Genomic DNA, 17,155 nt, shown 5'->3' with positions numbered 1-17,155 from the left:
GGGGCCGGCGGCCGGCGGGGGGGGGGGGGGGCGGCGGGGGCCCCCCCGGGGGGGGGGGGGGGGGGGGGGGGGGGGGCGCCCGGGGCGGGGGGGGGGGGGGGGGGGGGGGGGGGGGCCCCCCCCCCCCCCCCCCGCTCCCGTGTCGTGTGCGGGTCTCCGCCCGCGCTGGATCCCGTACGGGTCGGAACAGGTCACTGGAGGATTGCTCTCCACAGGCTGGGGGTAGTACCGCCTACGACCGATTTGCCCGCCCCGCACACCCCCGCGAGGTGATTCTGTGATCTGGGAATCCTTCGGCGCCGCCGTCCTCGGACTCGCCCTGTCCTGGGCTGCGCTCCGATCACTGGCCGACCGACTGCCGTCCGGCCGTGCGGTTTATCCCACCGGCGCGCTGGGCGCCCTGTTCGGCGCGTATCTGACGCATGCCGCGCTGGGTACCGGCCATGCCCTGGCGACCCTGATCGGAGCCGCGTCCGTCGGGGCGGTGACGCTGTCGCTCCTGATCCGCCCACGCGGCCGCCGCCTCGCCCGGTCGGCGGCGGCCCAGTAGCGGGGTGTTACGCGGCCAGTCCCAGCGCGGCCATCCGCTTGGTGTGGGCCTCGGTGATCCGGGAGAACATCCGGCCCACCTCGGCCAGGTCGAAGCCGTCCGCGACGCCGCCCACCAGCATCGTCGAGAGGGCGTCGCGGTCGGCGACCACCCGCTGGGCCTGCGACAGCGCCTCGCCCATCAGCCGCCGCGCCCACAGCGCGAGCCGGCCGCCGAGCCGCGGGTCCGCCTCGATCGCGGCGCGCACCTTCTCCACGGCGAAGTTCCCGTGGCCCGTGTCGTCGAGCACGGACAGGACCAGGGACCGGGTGTCGGTGTCCAGCCGGGCCGCGACCTCGCGGTAGAAGTCGCTCGCGATCGAGTCGCCCACGTACGCCTTGACCAGGCCCTCCAGCCAGTCGGACGGCGCCGTCTGGCGGTGGAAGTCGTCGAGCGCCTTGGCGAACGGCTCCATGGCGGCGGTGGGGTCCTCGTCCACGGCGGTGAGCCGCTGGTTCAGCTGCTCGAAGTGGTGGAACTCGGCGGCGGCCATCTTCGCCAGCTCCGCCTTGTCGCCGAGTGTCGGCGCGAGCTTCGCGTCCTCCGCCAGCCGCTCGAAGGCCGCCAGCTCTCCGTAGGCGAGGGCGCCGAGCAGGTCCACGACCGCGGCGCGGTACTGCGGGTCGGCGGCCGCGGTGGCCCAGTCCTGGGCGGCGATCCCGGTGGCCGCGGAAGCTTCGGCAGGGGTCTCAGTGGCGTGGTCAGGCGTCTCCATGAACGGAACGATAGCCCGCTCCGCGCAGGGCGGAAGGGCCTGGTCAGCCGGGGACCTCATACCGTTCCGATGAATTCGTCCAACACACATGCGCGAATCCGGGGTACAGTGGTATTGCGCTTACTGAGCACTGTGCTGTGCCAGAGGCGCGCCCTTGAATGAGGATGCCCGGTCGGTGGCCCGATCGGCTCCGACCCGACAGCCCTCCACGCGGTGCGTACGACACGTACGACTGCAGATGAGGGGCCCCCTCAGCGGCACGAGCGCTCGAGCGACGGCAGTGGTCCCGCGCCACCCGGCCCATCCACGGCCGGATGACCAACCCCGGCACGGTACGACCCCCAGCGTTCGCCTCGGACCGCGTCTCACAGAAGAGGCAGCACCCTGACTACGTTCCGCGACCTCGGTATTCTTTCCGAGACGGCCGAAGCCCTCGAGGCTGTCGGCATCACGTCCCCCTTCCCCATCCAGGAGATGACGCTCCCCGTAGCCCTCTCCGGCTCCGATGTCATCGGCCAGGCCAAGACCGGCACCGGCAAGACGCTCGGCTTCGGCCTCCCGCTCCTGGAGCGCGTGACCGTCCCCGCCGACGTCGAGGCGGGCCGCGCGAAGCCCGAGCAGCTGACCGACGCGCCGCAGGCGCTCGTGGTCGTCCCCACCCGCGAGCTGTGCCAGCAGGTCACCAACGACCTGCTCACGGCCGGCAAGGTCCGTAACGTCCGCGTTCTCGCGATCTACGGCGGCCGGGCGTACGAGCCCCAGGTCGAGGCCCTCAAGAAGGGCGTCGACGTGATCGTCGGCACCCCGGGCCGTCTCCTGGACCTGGCGGGCCAGCGCAAGCTCGACCTCTCCCACATCCGCGGGCTCGTCCTCGACGAGGCCGACGAGATGCTGGACCTGGGCTTCCTGCCCGACGTCGAGCGCATCATCACGATGCTGCCGCCCAAGCGCCAGACGATGCTGTTCTCGGCCACCATGCCCGGCGCCGTCATCAGCCTCGCGCGCCGCTACATGTCGCAGCCGACGCACATCAACGCCACGTCGCCCGACGACGAGGGCACGACCGTCAAGAACACGGTCCAGCACGTCTACCGCGCCCACAACATGGACAAGCCGGAGATGCTCTCCCGCATCCTCCAGGCCGACGGCCGCGGGCTCGCGATGATCTTCTGCCGTACGAAGCGGACGGCCGCCGACATCGCCGAGCAGCTGGAGAAGCGCGGCTTCGCCTCCGGCGCGGTCCACGGCGACCTCGGCCAGGGCGCCCGCGAGCAGGCGCTGCGCGCCTTCCGCAACGGCAAGGTCGACGTGCTGGTCTGCACCGACGTCGCCGCGCGCGGTATCGATGTCGAGGGTGTGACCCACGTCATCAACTACCAGTCGCCGGAGGACGAGAAGACCTACCTCCACCGCATCGGCCGCACCGGCCGCGCGGGCGCCAAGGGCATCGCGATCACGCTGGTCGACTGGGACGACATCCCGCGCTGGCAGCTGATCAACAAGGCCCTGGACCTGAAGTTCCCGGACCCGCCCGAGACGTACTCCACCTCGCCGCACCTCTTCGAGGAGCTCGGCATCCCGGCGGGCACCAAGGGTGTGCTGCCGCGCGCCGAGCGGACCCGTGCCGGTCTGCGCGCGGAGGAGGTCGAGGACCTCGGCGAGACCGGCGGCCGCGGCCGCAAGGCCGCCGCACCGGCCCCCGCCCGTGAGGAGCGCGAGCCCCGCACCCGTACGCCGCGTCAGCGTCGCCGTACCCGTGGCGGCTCAGCGGCGGAGGAGGGCGCCGCGACGGTGCCCGCACCCGCGAAGGAGACCTCCCCGGTCGCAGCGGTCGCACCGGCCGGTGACGGGGCGTCCGACGACGGGCCGCGCACGCCGCGCCGTCGCCGCCGTACCCGCGTCAGCGCCCCCGAGGCCGTCGCCGAGGCGGCCGTGGCGGTCGCCGAGGCTCCGGTGGTTCCCGCTCCGGTGGCCGAGGCCGCGCCCGTGATCGAGGCCGCACCGGTGGCCGCACCCGTGGCCGAGCCGGTCGCGGAGGCCGCGGCGGAGACCAAGCCGCGCCGCCGTCGCAGCCGCGCCGCCGTGAAGCCGGTGGCCGAGGAGACGGCTCCGCCCGTCGCCGCGGCTCCGGCCGCACCGGCCCCGGCCGAGTTCCAGACCGTGGCCGTCGCCGCGGGCGTCGCGGAGCCGGTCGCCGAGCCGAAGGCGCTCAAGCCGCGCCGCCGCACCCGGGTCGTGAAGCCGGCCGACGAGGTCGACTTCCAGATCGCCCCGGCCGCCGAGCCGGAGCCCGACGTGAAGACGCGTCGTCGTCCGGCCCGCGCCACGACGAAGGCCAAGTCGGAGCCGAAGGCATCGGCCGAGCCTAAGGCCCGGGCGACCAGGACGACGAAGTCCCGGGCCAAGGCGGAGACGGCGGAGCTCGCGGCGACCACGGAGAAGGTCACCGCGAAGGTCGCGTCGAAGGCCACCGCGAAGGCGGTCGCCGCCGAGCAGCCCGCCGTCGAGGCCCCGGCCGCCGAGGCGGACGCCAAGCCCCGCCGCCGCCGCGCCACCCGCAGTGTCACCTCGACCGCGACCCAGGAGGCCGCCGTGGTCTCCGAGGCCGAGGCCGTGGTGAGCGAGGCCGCCGCCGAGACGAAGCCGCGCCGCCGTCGCGCCACCCGCCCGGCGGGCAAGGCACCGGCGACGACGACCGAGAGCTGACGCTCCCGGCGACACAGCACCACCTACGGCCCCGGCCCCCGCACACGCGGGGGCCGGGGCCGTTCGCTGCCCGGGGACGCGCGTGTCGCCGGATGGGCCGCCCCGTGACGCGCGGAGGGGTGCGGCGGCGATAGCCTCGCCGTATGAGCCGCCCGCCCACCTTCGCCCCGCCGCCCTGTGCCCACGCCCGTGTCCTGGCGACCGAGCGCGGCGACTTCGCCGTCCTGGACGCCGTGCCGCGTACCCCGGCACGGGCCACCGCCCTGCTGCTGCCCGGATACACCGGCAGCAAGGAGGACTTCATCGCGCTGCTGGAACCGCTGTGCGCGGCGGGCTACCGGGTGGTCGCCGTGGACGGCCGGGGGCAGTACGAATCGAAGGGCACGGACCGTCAGGAGACGTACGCCCAGGGCGAGTTGGCGCGGGACGTACTGGCCCAGGCGGCGGCCCTGGGCGGTGGGGGCGGCGGGCTGCACCTGCTCGGGCACTCGCTCGGCGGTCAGATCGCCCGCGCCGCCGTGCTGCTGGACGCCACCCCGTTCCGCTCGCTGACGTTGATGTCCTCGGGTCCGGCGGAGGTCGTGGCGGCCCAGCGGGACAAGGTGAAGATGCTGGGCGACGCGCTGTCCGCGCTGTCCATGGAAGAGGTGTGGGAGGCGATGCGGGCGCTGGACCCTCCGCAGGACGCGGACACCGGCGACGGTGCGGACATGCGGCACCGCTGGCTCGCCCACCACCCGGCCCAGTTGATCGCCACCGGGGCCCAGCTGGCAGCCGAACCGGACCGGGTGGACGAGCTGGCCGCCGTCGGGCTGCCCGTCCACGTCCTGTCCGGGGAGCGCGACGACGTCTGGCCGGTGGAGCTGTTCGACTCCATGGCGCGGCGTCTCGGCGCCCGCCGCACCACGATCGCCGGTGCCGAGCACTCCCCCAACACCGCCCGCCCGCAGCAGACCGCAAAGGCGCTGGCCGCCTTCTGGGACGGCCTGCCGGCGGCCTGACGCGCCGACGGCGCCCCGCGGCACCCCCCGCCGGCCGCCCGGCACGCCGCCACCGGCCCCGCTTCCGTCAGTACTGCGACTGCAGGTGCTGCCAGAAGCCGTCGCGAAGCGCCCGTCGCAGGTGCGCGTGGCCGCGCAGCGAGTGCTGGAGCAGGCGTTCCGCCTCCACCAGCAGGTCCTGGTCGACGGAGCCCGGCAGATAGGGGTGGCCGGGCAGCAGGTCGGCGAGGGACTCCCGGCCCCGGGCGGCGAGCCAGGCGGCGGCGATCTGCGCGCCGACGAAGCGGACGTCCTCCCGGGACGGGGTCGGGCTGTCGTCCTCGTACGTGGTGACGGGCCGCCGTGTGACGTAGGGGCGGCAGAAGTCGAGTTCGAAGGTGCGCTGGCTGTCGACCTCCCAGAGCAGGGGTTCGGCCTGGTTGCGTCCTTCGGCGGCTTCGATGCCCCAGAGGTGCACGCGCGCGCCGTAGCCCTGGGCGGCCTCGACCGCCGAGACCAGGTCCTCGTCGCCGCCGACGAGCGCCGCGTCGCTGATGGCGCGGTGCCGGGCGAGGGATTCGAGGTCGGTGCGGATGAGCGAGTCGACGCCCTTCTGCTGGTTGTTGGCGTTGAGGTTGCCGAGCCGCACCTTGACGTCGGGGAGTTCGGCGATGGCCTGCTGCTCGGTGGTGTGGATGCGACGGCGGGCCCCGTCGTACCAGTAGACGCGCAGCAGCCTGCTGTCCGCGAAGATCGTGCGGGCCTTGTCGATGAAGGCCTCGATCAGCCCTTCGGCGTCGAGGTCGAAGGAGCGCCGGTCCTCCGTGCCGGTGACGAGCAGCCCGGCCGCGGCGTACACATAGCCGGCGTCCACGAAGATGGCGTGCGTCGACGGGGTCTTGGAGACCTCGATGAGCATTCGCTGGAGCAGCTCGTTGGTGCGGTCCAGGCGGGCGCCGAGGGCGGCTTCGCCGCTGGACTGCGAGTCCGCTTCGTTCATGCGAACCTCATGGTCTGTGGTGGCGTGGCTACCGAAGGGTACTTAGACATCCAAAAAATTTCCTTAGCGTAGGGAATGTTTGCAGGGGGCAAGCCGTTGTCACCCATGTGGAACGCGAGGGAAACCTCGCGTTCCTAGCCTTGCCGGTGGGACGCCCCACCGGCGCCAGCAGTTCTCCAGCAGGAGGATCAGACGAAGGGAAGCCCTATGCGCTTCGAGATCATGCGACTCGACGACGTCGACGGTACCGCCGTGGACAGCACCGTCGTGGACGCCGCCTCCGTCAACCGGATCGTGCAGCAGGCCGCAGCGATGGGCCAGCGCATCTACATCCGACCGGCCGACAGCTCGGCTTCGTAACGCATCTGGGCTCATGACGCCTGTCGAGGCCCCGCGCCTCACCGCATTGCGCCGCTAAAGACGAAGCGCCCCCGCACGGAACGTCCGTGCGGGGGCGCTGTGGTGCGCGGGGCGGGTTCAGGAGTTCTGGATGACCTGGGTGACGCCGTTGATGATCTGCTGGACGGCGATGGCGGAGAGCATCATGCCCGCGAGCCGGGTCACCAGCACCACGCCGCCGTCCTTGATCACGCGGATGATGACCAGCGAGTAGCGCATGGCCAGCCAGAGCACCACGTGCATGGCGACGATCGCGGACCACACCGAGAGCTGGCCGCCCACGCCGTCGGCGTGCTGCACCGCGAGAATGACCGAGACGATCGCGCCGGGCCCGGCCAGCAGCGGCATGCCCAGCGGTACGAGCGCCACGTTGACGTCCTTGGTCTGCGTCGGCTCGTCCGTCTTGCCGGTCAGCAGGTCGAGCGCGATCAGCAGCAGCAGGAGTCCGCCCGCGATCATCAGGGCGGGCACGGAGACATGCAGATAGTCGAGGATCTGCTGACCGAGCAGACCGAAGACGGCGATCACGCCGAACGCGACCATGACCGCCTGGAGCGCCATTTTCCGCTGCACCTTGGCGGGACGGCCCGCGGTGAGGGCGAGGAAGATCGGCGTGATCCCGGGCGGGTCCATGATCACAAATAGGGTGAGAAAGAGGGATCCGAAGACAGCGACGTCGAACACAGTGAGCCTTGCGAGAGAAGAGCGGGCGGTACGGAGGTGGCGCGGGGCCCGGGCGGCGGCCGCCGTGTCGGGCACGCGGCGGTACGCACAGGGGCGCGCGGGGAGTGCGGAAGGTGGTGCGGTGGAAGTGGGCGGGGCCCAGGAACTGTCCGGCCGTGATCCGCCGGACGCCGTCTAGCGGGGACCGGCTCCGCCGGCGCCCGGCACCGGGAAGGCTCCCGTGGCGCGGCGGGTGATCTCACCGTAGATCTCGGGGTCGGTGGTGCACGCGCCGAGCTCGACGAGCTTCCGGCTGCCGTGGTAGTCGCTGGAGCCGGTCGTGAGCAGACCCAGTTCACGGGCGAGACCGCGGAGCCGGGCGCGGGTGGGCTCGTCGTGGTCCATGTGGTCGACCTCGACGCCGTCGAGGCCGGCGTCGGCGAGCGCGGCGATGGTGGACTCGGGGACCACCGCGCCGCGTTTCACGGCGGCCGGGTGGGCGAAGACGGTGACCCCGCCCGCCGCCTTCACCAGGCGGACCGCCTCGAAGGGGTCGAACTCGTGCTTCTCGGCGTACGCGCGGCCGCCGTTGCCGAGCCAGTCGGACGTGAAGGCGTCGGAGACGGTGGGCACGACGCCGAGTTCGACGAGGGCGGCGGCGACGTGCGGGCGGCCGACCGAACCGTCCCCGGCGATGCGGGCCACCTGCTCCCAGGTGATGGGGACGTCGAGGGCGCGCAGCTTGCGGACCATCTCCCGGGCACGCGGCACCCGGTCGTCGCGGACGAGTTCCCGCGCGCGCTCCAGCTCGGCGTCGGCGGGGTCGAAGAGGTAGGCCAGCATGTGCATGCCCACGCCGTCGACGCGGCAGGAGAGTTCGGCGCCGGTGACGAGGGTGAGCCCCTCGGGCAGCGCGTCGATGGCCTGCTTGTGGCCGCCCACGGTGTCGTGGTCGGTGAGCGCGACGACGTCCAGGCCCGCTGCGGCGGCGTTCGCGACCAACTCGGCGGGGGTGTCCGTGCCGTCCGACGCGGTGGAGTGGGTGTGCAGGTCGATGCGCACGACGCTTGACTCCGGTGGCTCGCGAGCGGACGGGGGACCGCTCAAGGATAACCGCCGCGCGCCGGAAGTCCGGCCGCTCACGGGCCCGCGCCGGGGCCGCGCCCGCCGCCGGCCGGGCCCGCGGCCCCTACTGCTCGCCCGTCGACTGCCGGGGCGGCGCCTCGGGAGCGGTGAGCAGGCGAGGGGTGAGCGCACCGCAGGGGACGAGGTCCACCTCTCCCCCGGCGTCCCGCAGGTCGGTCAGCACCAGCTCGTCGTACATCAGCAGCCCCGACTGCTCGGGCCACAGGATCGCCCAGAGCCACAGCCCGCGCGCCTCGCCCGCGAAGACGGCGCGGTCCGGCGGAGCGTTCCTGACGTGCCAGAGGGGGGTGGGGCGGCCGGCGGCGTGGACCTTGGCGTCGGGGGCGGAGTCGACGTCCAGGTGGAGGCCGGGGTCCGGGCCGTCGATTCCCGCGTACCGGGCGCCGAGCCCGACGCCCAACTCCTCGGCGACCAGCAGCAGCTCACCCATCCCGCCCAGCGGTCCGGGCCCGGAGCAGGCCACGGCGCTCGCTCGGCCGCCGCTGCGGTCGTCGCCCGCGCTGGCGACCCCGGTGAACAGCCAGCCCACGGGGAGCGGCCAGGGCATCCAGACGGGGACCTGAGCGCGGTGCACCACGACGCCGAGACCTTCGACGCTCGGCGGGATGACCGGCTGCATCGGATGGACCTGACCGTGCACCGAGCACTGCCAGGCGTCGGCGAAGAGACCGGGCGCCCTGACCCGGCCACCGCACTTCGGGCAACTGGGTTCGCCCCTCATAGGGACCAACCGTCCTCCCCGCCGGTCCTCGCGTCAAGGACGATCACCCGTCCGCAGCGTGGCCCTGACCGGGGAGAATAGATGTAGCTTGCACTTATTAGCTTGTCTAACTTATTCTGTGCATAACGCATCGATCCGGAGCGGAAGAACTCCGGAGGGGCCGGAGGAGAAGGAGAGAACCCATGCAGGGAGAGGATCCGTTCGACGAAGGAGCGACGGGAGGCAGCATCCTGCGGCAGCCGAAGGCCGTCTGGGCCACGGCGGGCGCCTCGGTGGTGGCCTTCATGGGCATCGGCCTGGTGGACCCGATCCTGCCGTCCATCGCCCAGGGGCTCAACGCCTCGGCGAGCCAGGTGTCGCTGCTGTTCACCTCGTACTTCCTGATCACCGCCTTCGCCATGCTGGTCACCGGCTTCGTCTCCAGCCGCATCGGCGGCCGCAGGACCCTGCTGGCCGGCCTCGCCCTCGTGATCGTCTTCGCCGCGCTCTCCGGCACCTCGTCCTCCGTCGCCGAACTGGTCGGCTTCCGGGCCGGCTGGGGCCTGGGCAACGCCCTGTTCGTCTCCACCGCCCTCGCGGTGATCGTCGGGGCGGCGGCGGGCGGCAGCGCGGCGGCGATCCTGCTGTACGAGTCGGCGCTCGGCCTCGGCATGGCGTGCGGACCGCTGCTCGGCGCGCTGCTCGGGGACGCCAGCTGGCGCTATCCCTTCTTCGGCACGGCGGCGCTGATGGCGATCGGCTTCCTCTGCATCGCCGCGTTCCTCAAGGAGCAGCCGAAGCCCGCGCGCAAGACCTCACTGCTCGACCCGGTGAAGGCGCTGGGGCACGGCGGACTGGCCTCGGTCGCGGCATCCGCGTTCTTCTACAACTACGCGTTCTTCACGATCCTGGCCTTCACACCGTTCGTGCTGGACATGACCCCGTACAAGTCCGGCGCGGTCTTCTTCGCCTGGGGCCTGCTGCTGGCCGTCTTCTCCGTGCTGGTCGCCCCGCGTCTCCAGCGCCGCTTCGGCTCGCTCAAGGTGCTGGGGGCCTCCCTGGTGCTGCTCGCGGTCGACCTGCTGGTCCTCGGGTACGGCAGCCACGGCACGGCCGTCGTCGCCACGATCGTCTCCGGCGCGTTCATCGGCATGAACAACACCGTCTTCACCGAGCTGGCCCTCGGGGTCTCGGACGCGCCGCGCCCGGTGGCGAGCGCCGGATACAACTTCGTCCGCTGGTTCGCGGCGGCGGCCGCGCCCTTCCTCGCCCCGAAGATCGAGGAGTGGACCGACGTCCACATCCCGTTCGTGGTGGCCGCGCTCGCCGCCCTCGTCGGAGCGGCCGTCGTGGGCGTACGTCGTACGGCACTGACCCACGAGGCCGAGGAGCTGGAGCCGGTCCACGCGCGGGAGGACGGCGTGGCGGTCTTCGCCGACTGACCGCTCGGGGCGGGTCAGTCCAGCGGTACGGACGTGCGCAGCGGGTCGCGCAGGTCCGTACCGTGCGTCAGCCACCGCTCCTGGAGCTCCTGCGCGCCGCGCACCCGCTTCCAGGCGGCCTCGTTGTGCGTCATCGGCAGCAGCGGCAGGAAGCGCACCGGGTCCATCGGCTCGTCCAGCTCCAGGTCCTCCACCAGACCGCCGGACTCCGCGACCAGCACCGAGGTGAACGGCGCCCCGGTCCACAGCGGCTCCCCCAGGTCCAGCGAGGCGCCGGCGGCCACGATCAACCCCTCGACCTGAGGGGACGCGGCCAGCACGGCGAGCGGGCGCAGCACCTGGTCGGTGTCGGCGAGTCCGCCCCGTACGGAGAGGATCAGCTCGGCGCGGGGGCCCTTCACCGGGTCGGCGAGCGGGGAGGTGGGGTCGGCCATCGGCTGACCGGACATGCCGAGCGTCGCGTAGCGCACCACGTCGCCGTCGAGGAAGCGCAGCACCTCGATGCGGTCGGTGCCCAGGAACGTCACGTCGGCGCGGGCGTCCGGTTCCCCGAGGGCGGAGACGAGCCGGGCCTCGACCAGAGCGAGAATTTCTGCCATGCCGCGAGCATAGATCGCGTAGGGAATGGGCAAAGTACGGGATTGGGCCTTGGGCGGCTGATAGCCTGGCCGCCGGTCGGGACAGCACGCAGAAGCGTCGCTCTTCTTCGTCCCGACGACACGTCGTCCCCCACGGGGGACCGGCCGGAGGAGGTGGGGACTGCCATGGATCCAAGTCGACCGTGCAGTACCAACCGCTCTTCCGCGCTTCGTATTTCCCGTTGATCCGACGCCTCGTCGGTCGCCCGGTGCCGACATCTCCGTCGTATCCGGATGACCCCTCGACAGCAGTTCGCGCGACGGAAGAGCCTTTCGTTTTTGCCTGTCTGTAGCGAACGCCGTCATCGCGCCCGCGCGGTGCCGCCCGCTTTGCGGACGTGAGCACACGTCCTCGTTCCGGGCTGTTCCACGCCCTCGCCGACGGCCCTCCGTGAAGGAGCCAGCCATGTCGATGATCCGTGACCTGCGCGCCGCCGTGCGCCCGTCCCTGCGCCCGTCCCTCCGTAAGAACAGCGCCCCCTACAGCGCGTACGACTCCACGCGCGACCCGTCCGCCTCCAGCGCCGTCGTCGACTGCGCCGTCTACCGCGACGGCCGCCGGATGGCGACGCCCGCGAGCCCGACGCCGCACGAGGCGATGCTCCAGGTGCGGGAGGAGGGCGGCTTCGCGTGGATCGGTCTGCATGAGCCGACCGAGGCCGAATTCGCGGGCATCGCAAGGGAGTTCGGGCTGCACCCGCTGGCCGTCGAGGACGCCGTCCACGCCCACCAGCGGCCCAAGCTGGAGCGCTACGACGACACGCTGTTCACCGTCTTCAAGACGATCCACTACGTGGAGCACGCCGAACTGACCGCGACCAGCGAGGTCGTGGAGACCGGCGAGGTGATGTGCTTCACCGGCCGGGACTTTGTCATCACCGTCCGGCACGGCGGCCAGGGCTCCCTGCGCGCCCTGCGCCACCGTCTCCAGGACGATCCGGAGCTGCTCGCCAAGGGCCCCTCCGCCGTGCTGCACGCCATCGCCGACCATGTGGTCGACGGGTACATCGCGGTGGCCGAGGCGGTGCAGGACGACATCGACGAGGTGGAGATCGATGTCTTCTCCACCCCGGCCAAGGGCAGCCCGCGCGGTTCGGACGCGGGCCGGATCTACCAGCTCAAGCGCGAGGTGCTGGAGTTCAAGCGGGCCGTCTCGCCGCTGCTGCGGCCGATGCAGCTGCTGAGCGAGCGCCCGATGCGGCTGATCGACCCCGACATCCAGAAGTACTTCCGCGACGTCGCCGACCACCTCGCCCGGGTCCAGGAGGAGGTCCTCGGCTTCGACGAACTGCTGAACTCGATCCTCCAGGCCAATCTGGCCCAGGCGACCGTCACGCAGAACGAGGACATGCGCAAGATCACCTCCTGGGCGGCGATCATCGCCGTGCCGACGATGATCTGCGGCGTCTACGGCATGAACTTCGACCACATGCCCGAGCTCCAGTGGAAGTACGGCTATCCGCTGGTGCTGGGCGTCATCGGGGTCGTCTGTTTCTCCATCCACCGCATCCTCAAGCGCAACGGCTGGCTCTGAGTGCCCGCCGATCGCCGGTCGGTCTAAGCTCGCGCCCATGACTGACGCCGCCGCGACCGATACCGCCGCCGCCCTGCTGGAGAGGGCCCTCGTCGAGGAGGCCACGAAGAAGTCCGGTCTCCTCTGGGTGCGGGGCGACGGGCCAGCCCGTGCCGTCTGGCACGTCTGGCACGACGGGGCGGCGCACCTGGTCGGCGGCGGTCCCGGCGAGCAGCCGCTGCCCGAGGGCCTGGCCGACGGCGGCCGCGCCGAGGTGACCGTACGCAGCAAGGACAAGGGCGGCCGGATCGTCGCCTGGAGCGCGGCGGTGCGTTTCCTCCCGCCGCGCTCCGAGGAGTGGGAGGCGGCGGTCGCCGAGCTGAAGGGCAAGCGGCTGAACGCGCCGGACGCCGAGTCGATGACGGAGCGGTGGGCACGCGAGTGCACCGTGGTGCGGCTGACGCCCGACGCCGTCAGCACCGCGCTGCCGGACAGCTCGCTGGCGGCCGTCCCGCTGCCGACCGGGGCCACCACCCGGCGGCCGGCTCCGGCGGCGCTCCCCCGGCTGCTGCTGAAGCGGCGCGGGAAGCGCTGAGCCAGGGCCCTGTGGTCCGTGCCGCCTCAGCCGGAGGACTTGGGGAGCTGGCCGCCGTAGTCGACGGTGTCGTCCTCCTCGGGCGCCTCCAGGGGGAAGGCCTGCCCCCAGTCGGCCAGCGTGACCGTGCCCCCGCCACCGCCCCGGGCCACCCGAATCGGATACGGCTGGTCCTCCAGCGATACGTCGAACGCCCCGCCCTCGCCCTTGCCGCCCAGGATCTGGATGGTGCGCTGCCCGGCGACCGTGTCCCGGCCGCCCTTGTTGACCTTTCCGTTCAGCGCGAGGAGCCCGTCGAGCAGGACCTTCTTGTCGGTGAAGCCGCGCAGCTGGCGGTAGCTCGGGTCGTCCTCGGGGACCTTCACGTACTTGCCGCCCAGCTTGTCGGCGGCCGCCACGTCGGAGGACCCGCCCTCGCCGCCGCCGCTCTCCTCGTGGGTCCAGAACGCGGCGGGCGCCTTCAGGTAGAGCTCGTCGTCGACCCGCAGCAGGGCGAAGCTCTGCTGCTTGGAGGTCACCGAGCCCATGCCGCCCTCGGCGTTGAGCCTCATCTCCAGCCGGTAGGTGCCGCCCTTGCTGACGAGCGTGCCCGACAGGCGTACGGCGCTCGCCGCTCCGGCCGCCGCTCTGGCCTTCTCGTCGATCTCGGCGGCGGAGAGTTTGGCGACGCCGTTGGTCCCCTTGTCCGGGTCCTCCTCCGTGCCGCAGGCGGCCAGGGCCGCGGTGAGCCCCCCGCACAGCACGAGAGCGAGGGCGGTCCGGCGATGGTTCCGCACGGCCGGGGGAAAGGAGGTCACGGGCGCACTGCCTCTCAACGGCGATCGGGGGTGGCAGACGGCAGCGTACCCGGGCGGCGCGCACCGTCCGGCAGCCAGCCGTGCGGACGGGTCCGCCGGGGCGCGGAGCGGGGTTAAGGGCTAGCCTGATCCCGGCGTACCGGCGAAATCCGCTGGTCGGCGGCGTCGGACCGGGACGGACGGGCGGGGACCGTCCCGCGGAACGTGACGGCACGGTGGACACGGACGGACGAAGGAGGCCGAGGATGGCGGCAGTCACCCCCAGGGTCTTCGTCTCGCACCTGTCCGGCGTACCCGTTTTCGACCCGAACGGGGACCAGGTCGGCCGGGTCCGCGATCTGGTGGCGATGCTGCGGGTCGGCGGCCGTCCGCCGCGCATCCTGGGCCTGGTGGTCGAGGTGATCAGCCGCCGGCGGATCTTCCTGCCGATGACCCGGGTGACGGGCGTCGAGTCCGGCCAGGTCATCACCACCGGCGTCGTCAACATGCGGCGCTTCGAACAGCGGCCCACCGAACGTCTCGTCCTCGGCGAGTTCCTGGACCGGCGGGTGCGGCTGGTGGAGGGCCATGGCGAGGAAGGTGAGGAGGTCACCGTCCTGGACGTGGCCATCCAGCAGCTGCCGGCCCGCCGCGACTGGGAGATCGACAAGTACTTCGTCCGCAAGGGGCGCGGCGGGGCGCTGCGCCGCAAGGGCGAGACCCTGACGGTGGAGTGGTCGGCGGTCAGCGGCTTCTCGCTGGACGAGCACGGCCAGGGCGCGGAGAGCCTGGTCGCCACGTTCGAGCGGCTGCGGCCCACCGACGTGGCGAACGCCCTGCACCACCTCTCGCCGAAACGCCGGGCGGAGGTCGCCGCCGCCCTGGACGACGACCGCCTCGCCGACGTGCTGGAGGAGCTGCCCGAGGACGACCAGGTGGAGATCATCGGCAAGCTCGCCGAGGAGCGGGCCGCCGACGTCCTGGAGGCGATGGACCCCGACGACGCGGCGGACCTGCTCTCCGAGCTGCCGGAGGAGGACAAGGAGCGGCTGCTGGCGCTGATGCGGCCGGACGACGCCGCCGACGTCCGCCGTCTGATGTCGTACGAGGAGCGGACGGCGGGCGGTCTGATGACGACCGAGCCGATCGTGCTGCTGCCCGACGCCACGGTGGCCGACGCGCTGGCCCGGGTGCGGCAGGCGGACCTGTCCCCGGCGCTCGCCGCGCAGGTGTACGTGTGCCGCTCGCCCGACGACACCCCGACCGGGAAGTACCTGGGCACGGTGCACTTCCAGCGGCTGCTGCGCGACCCGCCGTTCACCCTGGTCAGCTCGATCGTCGACAGCGACCTGGTGCCGCTGTCGCCGGACACCCCGCTGCCGACGGTCACCAGCTACCTCGCCGCGTACAACATGGTCTCGGTGCCCGTCGTGGACGAGACCGGTTCGCTGCTGGGCGCGGTGACCGTGGACGACGTCCTGGACCACCTGCTGCCGGACGACTGGCGCGAGACGGATCTGCACGGGGAGGAGGGGATCGGCCATGGCGGGCGATGAGCGGGCGAAGGCGGTGTCGACCGGCGCCTCGGGCCTGGTGCGGCCCCCGCGTACCCGGCTGGACCAGCCGAAGGACCCGCGCCGGCGGCTGCTGCCGGAGTACGACCCGGAGGCGTTCGGCCGGTTCTCGGAGCGGATCGCGCGGTTCCTGGGGACCGGGCGGTTCATCGTCTGGATGACGCTGATCATCATCATCTGGGTGCTGTGGAACATCTTCGCGCCGAGGGACCTGCGCTTCGACCAGTACCCGTTCATCTTCCTCACGCTGATGCTGTCGCTCCAGGCCTCCTACGCCGCGCCGCTGATCCTCCTCGCGCAGAACCGGCAGGACGACCGCGACCGGGTCACGCACGAGCAGGACCGCAAGCAGAACGAGCGCTCCATCGCCGACACCGAATACCTGACGCGGGAGATCGCGGCCCTGCGCATGGGCCTGGGCGAGGTCGCCACCCGGGACTGGATCCGCTCGGAACTCCAGGACATGGTGAGGGACATGGAGGACCGGCAGGTGCTGTCCCCGGCCGAGAGTGACGAAGGCGACCGCTGAAGGGCTACCCGCCCGTAGCCCTCCGCGCCGTAACATCGTCCGTATGGCTACGGAAGACGCGGTGCTTGAGGCACTGGCGACAGTGAACGACCCGGAGATCCACCGCCCGATCACCGAGCTGGGCATGGTGAAATCGGTCGAGATCGATCCTGACGGTGTAGTCGCTGTCACGGTGTATCTCACGGTCTCCGGCTGTCCTATGCGCGAGACGATCACCCGGAACGTGACCGAGGCGGTCGCCCGGGTCGAGGGCGTCTCGCGGGTCGAGGTGACCCTCGACGTCATGAGCGACGAACAGCGCAAGGACCTGGCGAGCTCGCTGCGCGGCGGCACCGCCGAGCGGGAGGTGCCCTTCGCCCAGCCCGGCTCGCTGACCCGGGTGTACGCGGTCGCCTCCGGCAAGGGCGGCGTCGGCAAGTCCTCGGTGACGGTGAACCTCGCCGCGGCGATGGCGGCCGACGGACTGAAGGTCGGCGTCGTGGACGCGGACATCTACGGGCACAGCGTGCCCCGGATGCTCGGTGCGGACGGCAAGCCCACCCAGGTCGAGAACATGATCATGCCGCCGTCCGCACACGGTGTGAAGGTCATCTCCATCGGCATGTTCACCCCGGGCAACGAGCCCGTGGTCTGGCGCGGTCCGATGCTGCACCGGGCGCTCCAGCAGTTCCTCGCCGATGTGTACTGGGGCGACCTGGACGTCCTGCTGCTCGACCTGCCGCCGGGCACCGGCGACATCGCGATCTCGGTCGCACAGCTCGTGCCGAACGCGGAGATCCTGGTCGTCACGACTCCGCAGCAGGCGGCGGCCGAGGTGGCCGAGCGGGCCGGCTCGATCGCCGTGCAGACCCACCAGAAGATCGTCGGCGTGGTGGAGAACATGTCGGGCATGCCGTGCCCGCACTGCGACGAGATGGTCGACGTGTTCGGCTCGGGCGGCGGCGCACGGGTCGCCGAGGGGCTGACCCGGACGATCGGCGCCGAGGTGCCGGTGCTCGGCTCGATCCCGATCGACGTACGGCTGCGCGAGGGCGGCGACGAGGGCAAGCCGGTCGTCCTGTCCGACCCCGACTCCCCGGCCGGCAGCGCGCTGCGCTCGATCGCGCAGAAGCTGGGAGGCCGTCAGCGCGGTCTGTCGGGCATGTCGCTGGGGATCACCCCGCGCAACAAGTTCTGACGCTCCTCGGGGC

General features: G+C 72.2%; 17 protein-coding genes. 10 read left to right on the top strand and 7 right to left on the bottom strand.

What is annotated here, in order from left to right; all coding sequences use genetic code 11:
* Positions 1-277: 277 nt before the first annotated feature.
* Positions 278-550, top strand: a complete 273-nt coding sequence (locus tag ACIRJT_RS04645) for a hypothetical protein (RefSeq protein ID WP_403904361.1) — start codon at positions 278-280, stop codon at positions 548-550.
* Between the two features lie 7 nt (positions 551-557).
* On the opposite strand, the gene ACIRJT_RS04640 is transcribed toward ACIRJT_RS04645, so the two are convergent.
* Complete coding sequence (locus ACIRJT_RS04640; RefSeq protein ID WP_007446800.1) at positions 558-1,304, bottom strand: ferritin-like fold-containing protein; 747 nt, start codon at positions 1,302-1,304, stop codon at positions 558-560.
* Between the two features lie 474 nt (positions 1,305-1,778).
* Between ACIRJT_RS04640 and ACIRJT_RS04635 the strand changes: the two genes are divergently transcribed.
* Both ACIRJT_RS04635 and ACIRJT_RS04630 read left to right on the top strand, forming a co-directional pair.
* Complete coding sequence (locus ACIRJT_RS04635; protein ID WP_403904358.1) at positions 1,779-4,010, top strand: DEAD/DEAH box helicase; 2,232 nt, start codon at positions 1,779-1,781, stop codon at positions 4,008-4,010.
* Between the two features lie 143 nt (positions 4,011-4,153).
* Entirely contained in the window at positions 4,154-5,011 is an 858-nt protein-coding gene (locus ACIRJT_RS04630; protein ID WP_403904356.1) for an alpha/beta fold hydrolase, read from the top strand.
* A 67-nt stretch (positions 5,012-5,078) separates the two neighbouring features.
* Here the strand turns inward: ACIRJT_RS04630 and ACIRJT_RS04625 are convergent, their stop codons facing one another.
* Positions 5,079-5,990: an NYN domain-containing protein gene (locus tag ACIRJT_RS04625; RefSeq protein ID WP_403904353.1), complete on the bottom strand. Its 912-nt coding sequence runs from the start codon at positions 5,988-5,990 to the stop codon at positions 5,079-5,081.
* Positions 5,991-6,197: 207 nt separating this feature from the next.
* On the opposite strand from ACIRJT_RS04625, the gene ACIRJT_RS04620 reads away from it, so the two are divergent.
* Positions 6,198-6,350 carry a hypothetical protein gene (locus ACIRJT_RS04620; RefSeq protein WP_007446805.1) on the top strand — a complete coding sequence of 51 codons (153 nt, stop codon included), beginning with the start codon at positions 6,198-6,200 and terminating at the stop codon, positions 6,348-6,350.
* Positions 6,351-6,467: 117 nt separating this feature from the next.
* Here ACIRJT_RS04620 and ACIRJT_RS04615 read toward each other — a convergent pair whose 3' ends face one another.
* The 3 genes from ACIRJT_RS04615 to ACIRJT_RS04605 form a co-directional block, all read right to left on the bottom strand.
* The gene (locus ACIRJT_RS04615) at positions 6,468-7,073 is read right to left on the bottom strand and encodes a MarC family protein (RefSeq protein ID WP_073802481.1); all 606 of its coding nucleotides are present in this window, start codon (positions 7,071-7,073) and stop codon (positions 6,468-6,470) included.
* 174 nt (positions 7,074-7,247) lie between these two features.
* A complete protein-coding gene (locus ACIRJT_RS04610; protein WP_403904350.1) occupies positions 7,248-8,114 on the bottom strand; it encodes a PHP domain-containing protein in 867 nt (288 codons plus the stop codon).
* A gap of 127 nt (positions 8,115-8,241) precedes the next feature.
* A complete protein-coding gene (locus ACIRJT_RS04605; protein WP_403904348.1) occupies positions 8,242-8,919 on the bottom strand; it encodes a DUF6758 family protein in 678 nt (225 codons plus the stop codon).
* A gap of 182 nt (positions 8,920-9,101) precedes the next feature.
* Between ACIRJT_RS04605 and ACIRJT_RS04600 the strand changes: the two genes are divergently transcribed.
* Positions 9,102-10,340 (top strand): MFS transporter, encoded by a 1,239-nt coding sequence (locus ACIRJT_RS04600; protein ID WP_403904346.1) that lies wholly within the window; start codon positions 9,102-9,104, stop codon positions 10,338-10,340.
* A 14-nt stretch (positions 10,341-10,354) separates the two neighbouring features.
* Here ACIRJT_RS04600 and ACIRJT_RS04595 read toward each other — a convergent pair whose 3' ends face one another.
* Positions 10,355-10,939, bottom strand: a complete 585-nt coding sequence (locus tag ACIRJT_RS04595; RefSeq protein ID WP_217230196.1) for a suppressor of fused domain protein — start codon at positions 10,937-10,939, stop codon at positions 10,355-10,357.
* 445 nt (positions 10,940-11,384) lie between these two features.
* Here ACIRJT_RS04595 and ACIRJT_RS04590 point away from each other — a divergent pair, with 445 nt between their 5' ends.
* Together ACIRJT_RS04590 and ACIRJT_RS04585 are read left to right on the top strand one after the other, a co-directional pair.
* Positions 11,385-12,512 (top strand): magnesium and cobalt transport protein CorA, encoded by a 1,128-nt coding sequence (locus tag ACIRJT_RS04590; RefSeq protein ID WP_403904343.1) that lies wholly within the window; start codon positions 11,385-11,387, stop codon positions 12,510-12,512.
* Positions 12,513-12,549: 37 nt separating this feature from the next.
* Positions 12,550-13,086, top strand: coding sequence for a hypothetical protein (locus ACIRJT_RS04585; protein WP_403904341.1), 537 nt, complete (start codon positions 12,550-12,552; stop codon positions 13,084-13,086).
* A gap of 26 nt (positions 13,087-13,112) precedes the next feature.
* Here ACIRJT_RS04585 and ACIRJT_RS04580 read toward each other — a convergent pair whose 3' ends face one another.
* On the bottom strand, positions 13,113-13,883 hold the full coding sequence (locus ACIRJT_RS04580; protein ID WP_403904339.1) for a hypothetical protein: 771 nt from the start codon (positions 13,881-13,883) through the stop codon (positions 13,113-13,115).
* Between the two features lie 245 nt (positions 13,884-14,128).
* Here ACIRJT_RS04580 and ACIRJT_RS04575 point away from each other — a divergent pair, with 245 nt between their 5' ends.
* The 3 genes from ACIRJT_RS04575 to ACIRJT_RS04565 are packed head-to-tail and all read left to right on the top strand — an operon-like array spanning position 14,129 to position 17,142.
* The gene (locus ACIRJT_RS04575; RefSeq protein WP_371625770.1) at positions 14,129-15,418 is read left to right on the top strand and encodes a magnesium transporter MgtE N-terminal domain-containing protein; all 1,290 of its coding nucleotides are present in this window, start codon (positions 14,129-14,131) and stop codon (positions 15,416-15,418) included.
* The gene (locus ACIRJT_RS04570) at positions 15,405-15,965 is read left to right on the top strand and encodes a DUF1003 domain-containing protein (protein ID WP_403904337.1); all 561 of its coding nucleotides are present in this window, start codon (positions 15,405-15,407) and stop codon (positions 15,963-15,965) included. The genes ACIRJT_RS04575 and ACIRJT_RS04570 overlap by 14 nt, the downstream gene beginning before the upstream one ends.
* A gap of 43 nt (positions 15,966-16,008) precedes the next feature.
* Positions 16,009-17,142 (top strand): Mrp/NBP35 family ATP-binding protein, encoded by a 1,134-nt coding sequence (locus tag ACIRJT_RS04565; RefSeq protein WP_403904334.1) that lies wholly within the window; start codon positions 16,009-16,011, stop codon positions 17,140-17,142.
* The last annotated feature ends 13 nt before the right edge of the window (positions 17,143-17,155 follow it).

It is taken from the genome of Streptomyces sp. NPDC102283 (genome assembly GCF_044766265.1).
In the GTDB taxonomy this organism is placed as follows: Bacteria; Actinomycetota; Actinomycetes; order Streptomycetales; family Streptomycetaceae; genus Streptomyces.
Note: the sequence above shows the minus strand (reverse complement) of the source record. Positions and strands in the feature narration are given on the sequence as shown.

Excerpts from the sequence above, each read along its gene's own strand:
- ACIRJT_RS04640 (WP_007446800.1), bottom strand. The coding sequence starts at position 1,304 with ATGGAGACGCCTGACCACGCCACTGAGACCCCTGCCGAAGCTTCCGCG.
- ACIRJT_RS04635 (WP_403904358.1), top strand. The coding sequence starts at position 1,779 with ATGACGCTCCCCGTAGCCCTCTCCGGCTCCGATGTCATCGGCCAGGCC.
- ACIRJT_RS04630 (WP_403904356.1), top strand. The coding sequence starts at position 4,154 with ATGAGCCGCCCGCCCACCTTCGCCCCGCCGCCCTGTGCCCACGCCCGT.
- ACIRJT_RS04625 (WP_403904353.1), bottom strand. The coding sequence starts at position 5,990 with ATGAACGAAGCGGACTCGCAGTCCAGCGGCGAAGCCGCCCTCGGCGCC.
- ACIRJT_RS04620 (WP_007446805.1), top strand. The coding sequence starts at position 6,198 with ATGCGCTTCGAGATCATGCGACTCGACGACGTCGACGGTACCGCCGTG.
- ACIRJT_RS04605 (WP_403904348.1), bottom strand. The coding sequence starts at position 8,919 with ATGAGGGGCGAACCCAGTTGCCCGAAGTGCGGTGGCCGGGTCAGGGCG.
- ACIRJT_RS04600 (WP_403904346.1), top strand. The coding sequence starts at position 9,102 with ATGCAGGGAGAGGATCCGTTCGACGAAGGAGCGACGGGAGGCAGCATC.
- ACIRJT_RS04595 (WP_217230196.1), bottom strand. The coding sequence starts at position 10,939 with ATGGCAGAAATTCTCGCTCTGGTCGAGGCCCGGCTCGTCTCCGCCCTC.
- ACIRJT_RS04590 (WP_403904343.1), top strand. The coding sequence starts at position 11,385 with ATGTCGATGATCCGTGACCTGCGCGCCGCCGTGCGCCCGTCCCTGCGC.
- ACIRJT_RS04585 (WP_403904341.1), top strand. The coding sequence starts at position 12,550 with ATGACTGACGCCGCCGCGACCGATACCGCCGCCGCCCTGCTGGAGAGG.
- ACIRJT_RS04575 (WP_371625770.1), top strand. The coding sequence starts at position 14,129 with ATGGCGGCAGTCACCCCCAGGGTCTTCGTCTCGCACCTGTCCGGCGTA.
- ACIRJT_RS04570 (WP_403904337.1), top strand. The coding sequence starts at position 15,405 with ATGGCGGGCGATGAGCGGGCGAAGGCGGTGTCGACCGGCGCCTCGGGC.
- ACIRJT_RS04565 (WP_403904334.1), top strand. The coding sequence starts at position 16,009 with ATGGCTACGGAAGACGCGGTGCTTGAGGCACTGGCGACAGTGAACGAC.